The following is a 14851-nucleotide window of genomic DNA, read 5'->3' as shown; positions in this document are numbered from 1 at the left end:
TCGCACGATTTCATGCGGTTGTACAGGTTTTCGTTCCAAAATTTGTCAGAGCGACTTTGACACCCAACCCCTCTCGTTGCAGCAATGTAAGAGTTAGTGAACCTATCGTCAACGATGGTGAAACTGGAGGTGCTTTCCGGTGAGCTCGACTATGCGGTATGCACGCCTTGCACCGGATCACTTGGAAGCGGATGAAACTTTGAACCGCATTTTCTGCAGGCAATCTATCGCAACTGGGGCTGTTGCTTACTTACGCATCAGACTTGCAGTAACGTCTAGCCCCCAGTACTGCTTACCATCCTTGCTCAGATTCCAGGCATGTGCACCAAATTCAAAGTGATGGCGCGGGAACGAGTAGGGATTGGTGTGAAGTCGCTGACGCTCGGCGTGCCGGTAAGCTCGGTGCCAAATCTTCTTATCAAACTTTTCGCTACGGGCCGTGGTAATGCCCGTGATCGGGGTTTTGCGTCTACTCCTGCTCACGTTGCGCTCCATTTTCATATGCTAAGCGTGGCAAAGCCCGCGAACTCTACAGTCGGCGGGCTTGGGCATTCATAGGTGCGACAAGAAAAATTTTATTGGGCTATCTAAAACTTTACCATCATATTCGACAGCAGTGTTGTGTGAATAATTCACTTCACTGTTGTCGGTTGGGGAGCGCTTTTGAGATTCAATGGGGACGGAGATACGCTCACGTGCAACACAAACACGATCTTGTACAGCATAGACTTCAACATAGTGGTTGCCAGATGACCTGCCATTTGAGGATACGCTGGAATTAGCCGCCTGACTCCAGCGGCGCCTGCGTCGGCTGGGATGAGTCGGACGGTGTATCGGAGTTGATAGGGCGAGTATTGAGTTGGCATTCCAGCGCTATCTCATAGCCTTTTTCCAGATGTCGTGCTAAGTCGCCTTCTAACGCCTTGTGCTCGTCAATGACGATCTGCACGTCTGAGTCATTCAGCTTCCGCGTGAATATTAGCCATGAGAACAAATGAGGGGTCGTCTGCACTAGGTTGTGCCCTGCCTCATCCGCTAGTTTCCGCGCTTTCTGGTCATCGGTAAGCACGGCCTGACGGTTTTTCATTGCAAACGCAATAGAAGAAATCTCGCCCATACCCAGTCGCCTACGGCTTTCTAGTAGCTTCACGCTTTGGAGATCTTCAATACTGCACGAATGAACGGGAAAAGAGCCGCGTTGCTGCTCGGTTTGTAAACGTCTGCGCAGCTCATTGTCAGCCTCAGTTGGGGATTTCCTTGGTTTGATCATGCACTCGTAATGGACGAACGATGTGATGCAGAAGTAGCAGTGAGCCTCCTTGGTTGCTGCGCGCAGGCGGTTCGAAGAAAGAATGTTCCAAACCGAACAGGTGTCGGTGACATTGACTGAGTGAAACTTGGAAGGGTCAATTGACATACAGGCTCCGCCCATAAAGCTTTGAGAGTTCGCTGAGTTCCGCGCGACTACAGAGTAGCGCCTCTGCTAAGCGACCGAGACTGATCACTCCCTGCTTGTACCCATCAAAACAAAGACCTACATAATGATCCGAAAGGCCACGCTCAAGAAGTGCGGTTTTTCGCTTACGCTGTGCATCATTAAGGGAATCAGGAAGCTCAGGGTCAAGTTTGGATTCGCGGGGCACTCGATAACCACGGATGCGTTTACTGGACCTGGCGTCGGCAAGTTTCGCTTCCTTGAGTGCAATACCCAAGGCGTCACAACTTACTCGGAATTCATTTGCCCAACGCTGTGCATCTGCCTCGCTCCAAACGATTGGCTCAGGAAGACGGCGCAACACCTCGGGCGGCATAAGGTAGCAAGAGGCAAAGCGATTGGCACGCACCTCTAGCATGTCGAGCCCCTGTGTTTGGAAGTAGGTAACGCGTGGCCCCGAGGCGCTGTCGAAGATTGCGTGTGCCATTTCGTGTGCAGCACTGAACCGTTGCCGGTAGATGTCTTCGCTGTAGTTCACCAAGGCGCATTTACCGGCTGTGGGGTGCATGATGAATAGACCCGAAATCGCAGAGTTTCCGAGCTTCCGCCGAAAAACGTGCACACCGGCTGAACGGAACTCCTCGTAAATGTCCCGTGGCACCTGCCGGTCGTTGTGACCCATCGCAGTGCGGAAAGCTGCAGCAGCAGCCTCTCCATGCCCCTTGAGATACGTGCCAGTTCGCTGAAAGCTGAAGGGCTGCGTCCTCCTCCCGAGTTCCTGCATCAGAAACTCTTCAGTGTCGCATAGGTAGAGGAACTCCTGAATCGCAATGCGATCCTCCTTCGAGAAGTCTCGGCCATGTGCTCGGTAGAGGATCTCTGTTTGCTCGAAAGGCGTGGATTGCTCGTCGCTGATGAAGAATTTGAAATCGCAGCGGTAATGATCAGCCAAGATGAGAATCTCGTCGCCAGTCGGTTCTTGCACACCGCTCTCAATTGAGCGCACACGGCTACTCTCGATACCGGTGGCTTTCGCTACCTCCTCAACAGTCTGAGTAACCTGACTGCGGTATTTTGACAGCTTCGTACCTAGGGTTTGAAGATTTATAGTCATTGGATTTCATTGTATTGTCGCGGCACTGAGTACCTGCAATGTAAAGGAGTGTATCAATATTGTGCGGGTATTGCTCTTACATGGATCGATGCCAGGAAGGGGAGGGCTTGGCACATTGTGTAATGCGCAATACACAATGTGCCAAGCTCTGAACCCGGTTCTGAGCGAGGACCTATCTTTCACGTGTGCTATCGTGCAGGCATCGCCTCACGGTAGGTTCAAGTACGCGCATCTCAATGTGCAGTCCAGCGGCAGCGGCCATATTGACCAGTGCATCAAGACCAAAAACATTGATTTTTCCACGCATCAGGTCAGAGACGCGGGGCTGGGTCACGCCAAAAAGCTTGGCGGCTTCGGCCTGATCCATCTTGGCGCGAACTATGTGCTGCTTCAGTGCTGTCATGAGGACCGACCGAAGCTTCATGTTCTCCGCTTCTTCCTGGGGGTGTCTTCGATGGCATCCCAGATGCTCGCAAATCGTTGGTTGCTCATTTGCTTAGCTCCTGTAATAGGTCTCGATAACGTTTCGAGGCCACCTTCCAGGCGGACCTGGGTGATGCCATTGGCAGCGTGCATGGCGATGGAGGCCTGAGCGTCTTCCTCGCTCTTGATAAAGCGGGAGTAAAGCGATTCCACTCTCGATCTTCATCACTTGCGCTTGAGCATCTATATTTTTCGGACTCTTTAATTCTCGTCGTTGGGCCATTCTCGGCCGACTGACGGCGCATCGACCCATTCGCGTTCTTTTGGCGGCAGCGGGTAGGTCACGGAGGCTTCAGCCCCTTCCGGCAGTTCGTCCATCGTATAGCGCGGTGGCCACTGCCTGGCTGCGTGCAGGACACGCAGGATACGCACCACATCGCCAGCCGTGTCGTAAATCAGAGTGTAATTCCGGTGAGCGACTAACTCGCGGGTGCCAGGCACCCGGCCAGTCCGCCCCAGGCCGGGATGATCAAGCAACAGGCCAGCTTTCTCTGAAAACAGTTCATCCAAGGCCAACGCAGCAGCCGGAGCGTGCTGCGCGATGTATTCCCGTATTTTCCTTCTGTCAGCGTGTGCTGGCCGTGTCCAGACCAGCTTCACGATGTAGTAACACCGGCCATCTTCAGGCGCATTTCAGCCCGCCAAGATTCGGCTTCGGCTTCGACTTCCGCCGCTGGAATTACGTCGCCAGCATTGGCCGAGTCCAGGCCGATTTGTACCTGGCGACGGAACCAGGCGTCATGCGCTGCCGCTTCCTCTTGCTGTCGCACGAAATCTCGCATGAAGTCGCGCAGGAGCTGCGCGGCACTGCGGTCGCGGGCTTTCGCTGCGGTGGAAAACTCGGTTTTCAGGGCTTCATCGACTCTAAAGGTAAAGGTGGCTTCGCTCATGTCGTTTGCCCTCTTATGTGTTACAAATATAGTGCATCATAACACGTTGTCGGGTGCCAGGCATTGTATGCGGTGGGAATAGCATTTCAGTATCGGATTGTTTGTATTGAGCATGTCGTTTCAAATATCTATCAAGCGCCGGAGAAGTCTTAGCGTAGGGAGGCTCTTTGGCACCCTAGATAGGAACGGAAATACGCTCACGCGCTACACAAATGCGCCTCCATTTGGGCACATGAATCAGTGGGGAATAGGGGTATAGATACCGGCAACTTGAGCCGGTATTCGTTGAGATGGCCCAACTCGGAAAGCTAGGCCTGGCGCGGCTTTCCAGCCAAACAGAAAGTCGAAAAAGCCAAACTTTGGAACAAAAACACCGACTTTGGAACAAAACCCAGACGAAAAAAAAGCACTCACATTGATGTAAGCGCTTGATTTCATTGAATTTCTTGGCGGAGCGGACGGGACTCGAACCCGCGACCCCCGGCGTGACAGGCCGGTATTCTAACCAACTGAACTACCGCTCCGCAGCGGTTGCCGTAGACCAGGAAACCTGGCGTCCCCTAGGGGATTCGAACCCCTGTACCCACCGTGAAAGGGTGGTGTCCTAGGCCTCTAGACGAAGGGGACAGGACATAAGTTGCGCATTCTAGCATATCAAACACGCGGTACTTCTTGCTGCCTTGCGGCGCATCTTCGCTTTGATGGTGGAGGTAAGCGGGATCGAACCGCTGACCTCTTGCATGCCATGCAAGCGCTCTCCCAGCTGAGCTATACCCCCGGAACTAGATTGACTAGCGAAGAAGCGAGATTATGCACGAAATTTTTATCGCTTGCAAGTTGACGCGCTGGCCGTAGCCAATGCAACGCGGCGTTGTCCGCCTTCGGATGCCGGCACTTTTCATTGGCAAAAGACAGGCAGGGCACGGGTGAGGCGGCATCTGTCTATTGGCTGTTCGCGGCCGCCCGAAGCCGCCGCAGGAGGAGCGGCAGCAGCAGGACCGCGGCAGCCAGGCTCAGTAACACGATGGACAAGGGGTCGGAAACAAGGGCCAGAGGACTGCCGTTGCCAATGGCCAATGCCCGGCGCAACTGGGTTTCGGCCATGGGCCCGAGGATGAGGCCGATGAGGACGGGAGCAATGGGGAAATCGTAAACACGCATGACGTAGCCCGCCAAGCCGACTACGAACATCACCAACAGGTCCATCCACGACGTGGATATTCCCCAGATGCCGACCATGGCGAAAATCAGGATGCCGCCATACAGATAGGGCCGGGGGATGAGCAGCAGGCGTACCCAAAGCCCGACCAGCGGCAGATTCAATACCAGCAGCATGATGTTGCCGATATAGAGGGAGGCTATGACTGCCCATACCAGATCGTGGCTGTTGGTAAAGAGAAAGGGGCCGGGCTGTAGTCCGTAGCTTTGGAACGCAGCCAGCAGGACGGCGGCTGTGGCTGAAGTGGGCAGGCCCAGTGTGAGCAGCGGCACCAGGATGCCACCCGCGGCGGCGTTGTTGGCTGCTTCCGGCCCAGCGACGCCTTCGATGGCGCCATTACCGAACTCTTGGGGATGCTTGCACAGACGCCGCTCTATGGTATAGGACAGAAACGTGGGGACTTCGGTGCCACCGGTCGGTAGCGCGCCGATGGGAAAGCCAAGAAATGTGCCGCGCAGCCAGGGCCTCCAGGAACGCTTCCAATCCTGGCGTGTCATCCAGCTGCCGCCGGCCAGCGGGTTTATCTGCGGCGGCATATTGCGAAACCGGCTGGCGACATACAGAATTTCGCCAACAGCAAACATCGAGACCAGCACCACGGTGAGCTCGATGCCGTCCAGCAGGGCGGGCGAGCCAAATGTCAGCCGGGCCAGCCCCGTCTGCGGGTCTATGCCCACCACGCCCAATGCCAGGCCAAGCAACAACGCGATAAAGCCCCGCACGCGTGACGTGCCCAGCACCACCGACACGGACATGAGCGATAGGACCATCAATGCGAAATAATTGGCGGCGGTGAACACGAATGCCAGTTCGGCTATCAGCGGGGCAAGAAAGGTGATGCCCAGGGTCGCAATGGTGCCGGCCACGAACGAACCGATGGCCGCAGTGGCCAAGGCCGCCGCGCCGCGGCCATTCTTGGCCATCTTGTTGCCTTCCAGCGCGGTCATCATGGATCCACTTTCACCTGGCGTGTTCAGCAGAATGGAGGTGGTGGAGCCGCCGTACATGGCGCCGTACAGCACGCCGGCAAACATGATGAAGGCCGCGGTGGGTGCGACTTTCACGGTGATAGGCAGGAGCAGGGCGATAGTGAGAGCGGGGCCGATGCCGGGCAGCACGCCGATGGCTGTGCCGAGCATGGAGCCGAGGAACGCCCAGAACAGATTCTCGGGTTGCAATGCAAAGCCGAAGCCTTGTATCAGGGAGTAGAACGAGTCCATATGCTCACCATCCCGCCAGCGGCAGGGCACCGCCCAGGCTCACGCCCAGCTTGCTGAATCCAAGCCAACTGATGATGCCCAGGGCCAGCCCGATGCCGCAGTCGAGCAGGATTTTGCGCGAGCCGAATGCGCGCGTCACCATCGCGAATGAAAGCATGGCGGTCAAGGGAAAGCCAAGCCGTGTCATGGTCAGCAACGGTATGGCTGCGGCACCGGCGGCCCACATGAAAGATGGCCAGGCTGCCTTGGCGCCGGCTTCGGCATTCTCGGTATCCTGGGGCACAAATGTTTCGCCACGGCCTATCTGCACCAGCAGTATGATGCCGAACAGGATGAGCAGGGCACCGAGAACGCTGACGAAAAAGCCGGGCCCCAGCGTTGCATAGCCACCCAACTGCGGCATGCTCCAGCCCTCATAGAACCAGAGCAGACCTATCGCCACGACAAGCAGCCCCAGCCACCACGGTCGGCGGGGTTGGGATCCCATGTGTTATTTCACCAGCCCGACCGATTTCAGGACCTCAGTCTGGCGCACTTTCTCTTGATCCAGGAAGGCGGCGAAATCGTCCCCTGCAAGGTATGCATCCGTCCATTCATGATCGGACAGTGCCTTTTTCCATTCTGGCGTATCGTGCATTTTGGCAAAGCGGTCCAGCCACATTTTCCTGCCTTTGTCCGACATGCCTGGCGCACCGACAATACCGCGCCAATTGCCGATGACGACATCCAGGCCGGATTCCTTGAGCGTCGGCGCATCGACGCCGGGCAGACGCTGTTCGGAGGTGACCGCGATGATGCGCAGCCTGCCCTGGTCGGCATACGGCTTGAGTTCGGAAAGGCCGGAGATGGCTGCCTTCAGCTGGCCTCCAGCCAGCGCGGTAATCATTTCCGCACCGCCTGTATAAGGCACGTAGTTGATTTTCCGGGGATCCAGGCCTGCGGCCTTGGCAAGCAAGGCGGCGGTGACGTGATCGACGCCGCCAATGGAGCCTCCGCCCACAGGGGTTGCGCCGGGGTTCTTTGCCAGGGCGGCGGTAAGGTCTTTGACCGTCTTGAAGGGAGAGTCGGCTGGCACTGCCACGGCACCCGCGTCATCCGTCAAGCGTACCAGCGGGGTGACGTCGTCAAGTGAAACAGGCGACTTGTTCAGGATGATGGCGCCAACCAGGATGGAACCAATGGACATGATGGCGTTGTCGTTGCCCTTGGCTGTGCGGACGAACTCGGCGAGTCCGATGGTGCCGCCAGCGCCACCTTTATTGGTGACTTGCGAGCCGTCGGTGAAAATGCCTGTTTCCTGCATGACCTGCAGAGGAACACGCGCCGCGGCATCGTAGCCGCCTCCCGCACCGCCGGGAGCCATGACGATGGCTGGATCAGCCAGCACCGCGGCGAGAGGCATGAGTGCTGCAACGACAGCGGAACAGAATCGGGTAAGAAACGTCATGTATGTCTCCTGCTACTGGGTGTAGCGCATTTCGTTTGCAAGCCTTTCCTGCACTCTACCCCTTATTGTGCTGTTCGTCACCTGTGAGAGGCCGTCTGCGCAAGGCCAGCGCCAGTATCAGGAATAACACAGTCCAGCCGAGCGCAAGCCGGTCGCCCCAGCGGACGTAGGGCGTGATGCCGGTCATGCCTTGAACCTCGACGTCCAACACGCCTTTTTGCAGCGGGTCGAGCACCGCGCGTATGCTGCCATCGGGGTCGATGGCGGCGGTCATCCCCGTGTTCGTTGCACGCAACATGGGCCGCGCGGTTTCCAGGGCCCGCATACGGGATATCTGCAGATGCTGGCGCAGCGCCCAGGAATCGCCGAACCATGCCAGATTGCTGACATTGACCAGTACATTGGCGCCAGGGCCTAGCCTGTCGCTGTCTCGCACAGAGGCGATGATCTGCTCGCCAAAGACATCTTCGTAGCAGATATTGGGGGCGAAGACAGTGCCGTCGATGGTAAACAGCCGCTGACGCACCGGGCCGCGATCGAAGTCGCCAAGGGGGATGGTCATTGCGTCCACGAACCATCGGAAGCCCGCTGGCACGAATTCGCCGAAGGGGACCAGGTGATGCTTGTCGTAGCGCATGGCCGGATTGGCATCAATGATGGCCTGGCGAGGGGTATTGGCATTGACACCGATCACGCTGTTGGTGAAGCGCTCGCGGCCTTGGACATAGTCGTGCAGCGGTACGCCCAGGATCAGGCTCGCGTCCTGCATGCGGGCCACATCGAGCCATCGGTCCCATAGTTCTGGCGCGACGTCGTCCTGGAAAAGTGGCACCACGGTCTCGGGCAGCACGATGATATCGGGCTTGCCATCCGGCGCACGGGGCGCAAGCTCCGCAAGGCTCAGATAGTCGATCTGTCCCTGTACCATCAGGCCGGGATCGAACTTCTCGGATTGCGGCACGTTGCCTTGCACCAGGCGCACAATGAGCGGCTTGCCCTGCGGTTGGGCCCATTGCACATGGTGCAGGAATATGCCGATCAGTCCAGTAAGGATGGCTATGCCGACACCTACCGCGGCTCTGGCGTCATTGCTTGAGTTTCTGGCCAGGGCCAGCAGCCCGATTGCGCCGGAGGCAAAGGCGGCAAGCCATGCCACGCCATAGACGCCGATGATGGGAGCCCACGGTGCCAGCATGCCCTCTACATGCGCGTAACCGATATTCAGCCAAGGCAGACCAGTGAACAGCGTGCCGCGCAGCCATTCGGCCGCGGTCCAGCACGATGCGAAGGTGGCGGCCAGAAGCAGATGCCGCTGGTAGCTGGCGCGCGCATCCAGATATTTGGCACCCAACCACCAACTCGCTGCGCAAGCCAATGTGCCATAGAGCGCCATGATGGCAGCGAGCACAGCCACTGCCGCAATGGCCAAGGGCGCGGCCATTGCGCCGTAGTCGTGCATGCTGATGTAGAGCCAGTACATCCCGACAGCGAAGTTGGCGAAGCAGAATAAGAATGCGCCGGCTGCCGCGTCGCGCATGCGGCGGGCCAGAAAGACATGATGAGCGAGGAAGGCCAGCCCGAAAATCTGTATGAACGGCAGCAGCCACTGGGGCAGGGGGTCGGGCGAAAACGACAGCGCGTGGATTGTGCCGAGTACGAGAAGCACGGCCGGGCCGCTAGCCCGGCTCAGTATCGAGGTGCTGGAGCGCTGGTCAGGCGGCATCGGCTGGAGCGGGCGGTTTGGCGGCATGGTGCTGGATGTGCAGCCACAGCGCCCGGCGCGCATCGGCGCCAACGACCGTGATATTCAGGCCTTCATAATTGATGCTGTCACCGCGTCGCGGTATGCGCCCCAATTCCGCGGCAAGCCAACCGCCGATCGTATCGTAGTCTTCGTGGGGCAGATGCGTGCCGAAATGCACATTGAAGTTTTCGATCTCGGTGATGCCCATTGCACGCCAACTGTTGGTGCCGGTCTGGAATATGGTCTTTTCGTCGTCTTCGTCGTATTCGTCTTCGATGTCGCCGACAATTTGTTCGAGCACATCCTCCATGGACACCAGGCCTGAGATGCCGCCATGTTCGTCGACTACGATGGCCAGATGATTGCGGCTGATGCGGAACTCGTGCAGCAGCACGTTCAGGCGTTTGGTTTCAGGAATGAAGACGGCGGGGCGCACCAGCGGGCGCAGGTCTATGGACGGGTTGCTGACCGAAAGAAGCAGATCCTTGGCAAGCAGTATGCCCACGATGTTGTCCCGATCGTCTTCGTAAATGGGGAAGCGAGAGTGCCCGGTTTCGATGATTTCTGGAAGAATCTCGGACAGCGGCTTGCTGATGTCCAGCATGTCCATTTTGGAGCGTGGAACCATGATGTCGGCCACGGTCTGCTCGGCCACATCCAGCGCACCGGAAATCATGGCGTAGGCTTCGCCGTCGAGGACTTTGCGATCATGGGCGGCCTCGAGCACGGCCTTGATGTCTTCGCGGTCGGCGGGCTCTGTTGGCCGCATGAAGGACGTAAGACGTTGGAACAGGGACTTGCTGTTTTTCGCCGGGCGCTGCTCGGCGTCGGGTGAACTAGGGTCTGACATTGTCCAGGGGACTGAATACACGAATGATTAGGATAACCGATAATGCGATGCCGGTCAGGGATGCATCGGCGTGGCTGGCCGGCACCAGGCTGCACTGGCGAAGATGCTGCTGTTGGCCGGGCCGCGTGCGGATGCGAGCTGGCCTCATGCCTGGTAAGGGTCGGGCAAGCCCATGCGGGCCAGAATGGCGGCTTCCAGGGCCTCCATGCGCTGTGCCTCGTCCCGCTTAATATGATCATAGCCCAGGGCATGCAGCACGCCATGCACAACCAGATGAGCGGCATGATCGAGTAGGGGTTTTCCCTGTTTCTCGGCCTCCCGGTACAGAACCGGAACACACAGGACGATGTCGCCGCTGGCGACGCCCTGCTGATCGATGCCATATTCGAAGGTCAGCACATTGGTGGCGTAGTCTTTGCCGCGGTATGTATTGTTCAGTTCGCGGCCTTCATCACTGTCCACCAGCCGCAGTGTCAGCATGACGCCTGTCATCGGCCGCGTCTGCGCAACCATCCTGACTGCCTGCGCCACCCAGCGCCGCAGCCGCCATCGCGGCAGCATTTCGGCTTTCACCGCGTATTGAACGGCGAGGGTCAGGCCGGGCGAAGGCTCAGGAGACATGGTCGCCCGCTTTTTCGTATGCATCCACGATACGCGCCACCAACGGATGGCGCACCACATCGCGGCTGGTGAACCGGGTCGTGGCGATGCCCTGCACATCTTCCAGCACGTCCACGGCGTGGGTCAGGCCGCTCGCCTGCCCGCGCGGCAGATCGACCTGGGACGGATCGCCATTGATGACCGCCTTGCTGCCGAAACCGATGCGGGTGAGGAACATTTTCATTTGCTCCGGCGTGGTGTTCTGAGCTTCGTCGAGTATGACAAAGGCGTGGTTGAGCGTGCGCCCGCGCATATAGGCGAGTGGAGCGATCTCGATAGTCTGCTTCTCGAACAACCGCTGCACGCGCTCTATACCCATGAGATCGTAGAGCGCATCGTAGAGCGGACGCAGATAGGGGTCGACCTTCTGGACGAGGTCGCCAGGCAGGAAGCCCAGCCGTTCTCCTGCCTCGACAGCGGGACGCGTGAGCACGAGCCGCTGCACAGCCTCGCGTTCCAGGGCATCGATGGCGCAGGCCACGGCCAGCCAGGTCTTGCCTGTACCGGCCGGGCCGATGCCGAAGGTAATGTCGTGTTTAAGAATAGCGTTGAGATAGTCGCGCTGGCGCGGTGTGCGGGGACGCAGGTCCGTTCTGCGTGTACGCAGCGAAAGGCTCATGTCGTCCACGGGAGGCAGTTCCGGCAGCGTGTCGGCCTGCTGCGCATCGCCATCATTTTCAGCCATGCGCGCGCCCAATTCCACCAGGCCCAGTTGAATATCGTCGACGGAAAGCGCCTTGTGCACGGCGCGACGGTGGAAAATGTCTATGGCGCCGGCCGCGGCACGCGCCTTGTCGCCAGTGATGGTCAGATGGCTGCCGCGCCGCTGTATGGCGACGTTCCAGCCATCTGCGATCTGGCGCAGATTGGCGTCCAGCGGCCCGCACAGATTGGCCAGGTGCGTGTTGTCGCCCTCGAGCGTGAGATGAACCGGCTTTCTGCGCGATGCCGCCGTCATGCCCGCTCCTCTGTGAGTGAGTCGCGCGTCACGATCTCGCCGCGCAGCGAGTTGCTGAATGCCTGCGTGATGCGCACGTCTATCATCTGCCCGATCAATCGGGGCTGGCCAGCGAAATTGACGATGCGATTGTTCTCGGTGCGCCCGGACAGCTCTCCGGGATCGCGCCGGGAGGGCTTCTCCACCAGAACGCGCTGCGTCGTGCCTATCATTGCCTGGCTGATGATCGCCGCCTGTTCGTTGATGAGCGACTGCAGGCGTTGCAGGCGCTCAAGTTTGAGTTCGCGCGGTGTATCGTCCTGCAGGTCTGCCGCCGGCGTACCGGGGCGGCGTGAATAGATGAAGGAGAAGGAGGTGTCGAACCCCACATCGCGGATGAGCTTCATCGTTTTCTCGAAATCGGCCTCGGTTTCCCCCGGAAAGCCCACGATGAAATCGGAGGACAGTGTCAGTCCGGGACGCGCCGCGCGCAGACGGCGCACAATGGACTTGAATTCCAGCGTCGTGTAGCCGCGCTTCATGGCTGCCAGCACGGCGTCGCTGCCCGCCTGGACCGGCAGGTGCAGGAACGGCACCAGTTTGGGCAGATTGCCGTGCGCCTCGATCAGGCGCGTGGTCATTTCCTTGGGGTGCGACGTGGTGTAGCGAATGCGTTCGATACCGGGAATATCGTGTACGTATTCAAGCAACATGGCGAAATCGGCGATTTCGTTCGTGCCGCTCATCGGGCCGCGATAGGCATTGACGTTCTGGCCCAGTAGCGTGACCTCCTTGACGCCCTGGTCAGCCAGGTCGGCCACTTCGATGAGCACGTCGTCGAAAGGGCGCGACACTTCCGCGCCGCGCGTATAGGGCACGACACAGAAGCTGCAATACTTGCTGCAGCCCTCCATGATGGACACGAACGCGGTCGGCCCTTCCACGCGCGCGGGAGGGAGCGCGTCGAATTTTTCGATCTCTGGAAAGCTGATGTCGACTTGTGGCTGGCCTGACGCTTTGCGTTGTGCGATGAGTGATGGCAGGCGATGCAGCGTTTGCGGGCCAAACACCACGTCCACATAAGGTGCGCGGCGCACAATGGCCTCGCCTTCCTGACTGGCCACGCAGCCACCCACGCCGATAATGAGGCCGGGCTTGGACTTGCGCAGATGCTGAACTCTTCCTAGATCGGAAAACACTTTTTCTTGTGCTTTCTCTCGCACGGAACAGGTATTGAAGAGAATGATGTCGGCTTCCTCTGGGTCTTGCGTAAGCACGACACCCTGATCTTCTCGCAGCACATCCGCCATTTTCTCGGAGTCGTACTCGTTCATCTGGCAGCCGAAGGTGCGTATGAACAGTTTGCGTTGGCCTTGGCCTGTCGGGGAGGAGGCCTGACGGGAGGACGCGGATTCCGCCATGACGGCAGGGGAGGGCGTAATGCTGGCGCCCGAGGCATCGCCGCTTGGCGTGCGCTTGAGATTGATTTCTTGCATGTCTGAAGGCCGTGACGGGTGTTGATCCCGGGGGCCGCGATAAAAACCCTTATTGTACTGCCGCACGAAGAAAGAAAAACAAATGGCCGGCTCAGTTGAGCAAGACCAGCTATGAGGATCTGAAAGATTGGATGGAGCTTCAGCTAAGAAAGAGATCAGCAGGAGTGTGCAGTCGACAGACTGAGGCGTTAAGTTAAAAGGCTTCAACAGGATTTCTTAGGCTGCTTGCGCTGGCGTTGAGTCTATCGGTTGCACCGCTAGTCGCAGTCCCATCGCCTTGAGAATAGCGGTCAGACTGTTCAGTGCCGGATTACCCTTCGGTGAGAGTGTGCGATAGAGCTGCGTCGGGTTCAGGCAAGCCTGTTCGGCCACTGCCTGCACGCCGCCGAACGCCTGCGTGAGCTGGCGCAGCACAGTCAGCAGTTCAGCCTGTTCCCCGTCCTCCAAAATGCCGTTGATGACGTCGAGCGCGAGCGCCGGGTCATTGCGATACATCTCGGCCATTGCATTGTCATGAGTTCTGCTTCTCATTCGTCGGTTCTCCGTTGCCAGTCCCGCCAGTAGTCCACCGCACGGTTGATGTCCGTGTCCTGCGTGCGCTTGTCGCCACCGCAGAGCAGCAGTACGAGCCGCTGCCCGGACAGGGCGTAATAGACTCGGTAGCCTGGCCCAACGTCGATGCGTAGCTCCCACACGCCATCACGACAGAACTTGTGATCGCCAAAGTTGCCTTGCTCGATGCGGGCCACACGCCGGATGATCGCCACCTTGGCCTTGCCATCCCGCAGGTGGCCCAGCCAGTCGATGTAGAGATCCCTCTGCCCATCTGCCGTCAGATAGTGCTCGATTCGGTATGTGGTCATTTTCGTTTATAGACGAATTAAAGTCAAGATGAGGTGACGGCCGACCCCTGCCCGAATTGTCATTTCAGCGACACGACAATTTAGGCAGACGGCGCCTTGTGCAGGATTCGCCAGACACCGACTGGCGAATTGACTGGCCTGCGGCAAGCGGCTGCGGGGTCATGCCGTCGCCTCGGCGGAGCGTGGCGATGCGCCGGTGATCGTCTTGCGCTGGTTCACCACCTGTTCTGCCGCCTTGCATACCGGGTCATCCTCAGTATGGACGTAGCGCATGGCCTTGCGGTTGGGGCGCATCGGAACGTGGCGGCACGGATTGGTGCCGTCGGGGCGATAGCCCACACCTCGGTGAAATGAAAAAAGGGGCGGCCAATCTGAACTGACCCCTAGAAGTTGGACGGTTACAGATTAGGTGGCCAAGGCCTGAATACGGTATTGCACCGGACTCAGGCCTTTTAGTTTTATTTTGATGCGGTCGTGATTGTAGTAGTGAATG

16 protein-coding genes, 3 tRNA genes and 1 pseudogene are annotated in these 14851 nt (G+C 58.5%); all 20 read right to left on the bottom strand.

Annotated features, from left to right (window positions below; genetic code table 11):
- Window positions 1-552 precede the first annotated feature (552 nt).
- On the bottom strand, window positions 553-834 hold the full coding sequence (locus ERD78_RS20275; protein WP_425331548.1) for a nucleotide-binding domain-containing protein: 282 nt from the start codon (window positions 832-834) through the stop codon (window positions 553-555).
- A complete protein-coding gene (locus tag ERD78_RS17895; RefSeq protein WP_180029224.1) occupies window positions 779-1417 on the bottom strand; it encodes a PIN domain-containing protein in 639 nt (212 codons plus the stop codon). The genes ERD78_RS20275 and ERD78_RS17895 overlap by 56 nt, the downstream gene beginning before the upstream one ends.
- On the bottom strand, window positions 1407-2549 hold the full coding sequence (locus tag ERD78_RS17890) for an XRE family transcriptional regulator (protein WP_209020034.1): 1143 nt from the start codon (window positions 2547-2549) through the stop codon (window positions 1407-1409). Before ERD78_RS17890 ends, ERD78_RS17895 begins: the two co-directional genes overlap by 11 nt.
- A gap of 172 nt (window positions 2550-2721) precedes the next feature.
- Window positions 2722-3041, bottom strand: a pseudogene (locus ERD78_RS17885) (helix-turn-helix domain-containing protein).
- 192 nt (window positions 3042-3233) lie between these two features.
- Complete coding sequence (locus ERD78_RS17880; RefSeq protein ID WP_245152523.1) at window positions 3234-3632, bottom strand: type II toxin-antitoxin system RelE/ParE family toxin; 399 nt, start codon at window positions 3630-3632, stop codon at window positions 3234-3236.
- Complete coding sequence (locus ERD78_RS17875) at window positions 3629-3922, bottom strand: CopG family ribbon-helix-helix protein (protein ID WP_129971124.1); 294 nt, start codon at window positions 3920-3922, stop codon at window positions 3629-3631. Before ERD78_RS17875 ends, ERD78_RS17880 begins: the two co-directional genes overlap by 4 nt.
- 447 nt (window positions 3923-4369) lie before the next feature.
- Window positions 4370-4446: transfer RNA gene (locus ERD78_RS17870), tRNA-Asp, on the bottom strand.
- 27 nt (window positions 4447-4473) lie between these two features.
- Window positions 4474-4549: transfer RNA gene (locus ERD78_RS17865), tRNA-Glu, on the bottom strand.
- A gap of 75 nt (window positions 4550-4624) precedes the next feature.
- Window positions 4625-4700 (bottom strand) — tRNA-Ala (locus ERD78_RS17860).
- 164 nt (window positions 4701-4864) lie between these two features.
- Window positions 4865-6361 carry a tripartite tricarboxylate transporter permease gene (locus ERD78_RS17855; protein WP_129971122.1) on the bottom strand — a complete coding sequence of 499 codons (1497 nt, stop codon included), beginning with the start codon at window positions 6359-6361 and terminating at the stop codon, window positions 4865-4867.
- Between the two features lie 4 nt (window positions 6362-6365).
- Window positions 6366-6848, bottom strand: a complete 483-nt coding sequence (locus tag ERD78_RS17850; RefSeq protein ID WP_129971120.1) for a tripartite tricarboxylate transporter TctB family protein — start codon at window positions 6846-6848, stop codon at window positions 6366-6368.
- Window positions 6849-6851: 3 nt separating this feature from the next.
- Window positions 6852-7808: a tripartite tricarboxylate transporter substrate binding protein gene (locus tag ERD78_RS17845; RefSeq protein WP_129971118.1), complete on the bottom strand. Its 957-nt coding sequence runs from the start codon at window positions 7806-7808 to the stop codon at window positions 6852-6854.
- A gap of 55 nt (window positions 7809-7863) precedes the next feature.
- Window positions 7864-9531 carry an apolipoprotein N-acyltransferase gene (lnt, locus tag ERD78_RS17840; RefSeq protein ID WP_129971309.1) on the bottom strand — a complete coding sequence of 556 codons (1668 nt, stop codon included), beginning with the start codon at window positions 9529-9531 and terminating at the stop codon, window positions 7864-7866.
- A complete protein-coding gene (locus tag ERD78_RS17835; protein ID WP_129971116.1) occupies window positions 9521-10402 on the bottom strand; it encodes a CorC family transporter in 882 nt (293 codons plus the stop codon). Before ERD78_RS17835 ends, lnt begins: the two co-directional genes overlap by 11 nt.
- A gap of 144 nt (window positions 10403-10546) precedes the next feature.
- Window positions 10547-11023, bottom strand: coding sequence for an rRNA maturation RNase YbeY (gene ybeY / locus ERD78_RS17830; RefSeq protein WP_129971114.1), 477 nt, complete (start codon window positions 11021-11023; stop codon window positions 10547-10549).
- Window positions 11013-12020 (bottom strand): PhoH family protein, encoded by a 1008-nt coding sequence (locus tag ERD78_RS17825; protein WP_129971103.1) that lies wholly within the window; start codon window positions 12018-12020, stop codon window positions 11013-11015. Before ERD78_RS17825 ends, ybeY begins: the two co-directional genes overlap by 11 nt.
- Window positions 12017-13495, bottom strand: coding sequence for a tRNA (N6-isopentenyl adenosine(37)-C2)-methylthiotransferase MiaB (gene miaB / locus ERD78_RS17820; RefSeq protein ID WP_129971101.1), 1479 nt, complete (start codon window positions 13493-13495; stop codon window positions 12017-12019). The genes ERD78_RS17825 and miaB overlap by 4 nt, the downstream gene beginning before the upstream one ends.
- Before the next feature lie 216 nt (window positions 13496-13711).
- Window positions 13712-14026 carry a helix-turn-helix domain-containing transcriptional regulator gene (locus ERD78_RS17815; protein ID WP_129971099.1) on the bottom strand — a complete coding sequence of 105 codons (315 nt, stop codon included), beginning with the start codon at window positions 14024-14026 and terminating at the stop codon, window positions 13712-13714.
- Complete coding sequence (locus ERD78_RS17810) at window positions 14023-14358, bottom strand: type II toxin-antitoxin system RelE/ParE family toxin (RefSeq protein ID WP_129971097.1); 336 nt, start codon at window positions 14356-14358, stop codon at window positions 14023-14025. Before ERD78_RS17810 ends, ERD78_RS17815 begins: the two co-directional genes overlap by 4 nt.
- Window positions 14359-14763: 405 nt before the next feature.
- A partial coding sequence (locus tag ERD78_RS17800) for an IS3 family transposase (protein ID WP_129970584.1) occupies window positions 14764-14851 on the bottom strand: 88 nt, incomplete at its 5' end.

This window comes from Allopusillimonas soli (assembly GCF_004153445.1).
GTDB lineage: Bacteria > Pseudomonadota > Gammaproteobacteria > Burkholderiales > Burkholderiaceae_B > Allopusillimonas > Allopusillimonas soli.
This window is presented reverse-complemented; position numbering and strand designations above follow the sequence as displayed.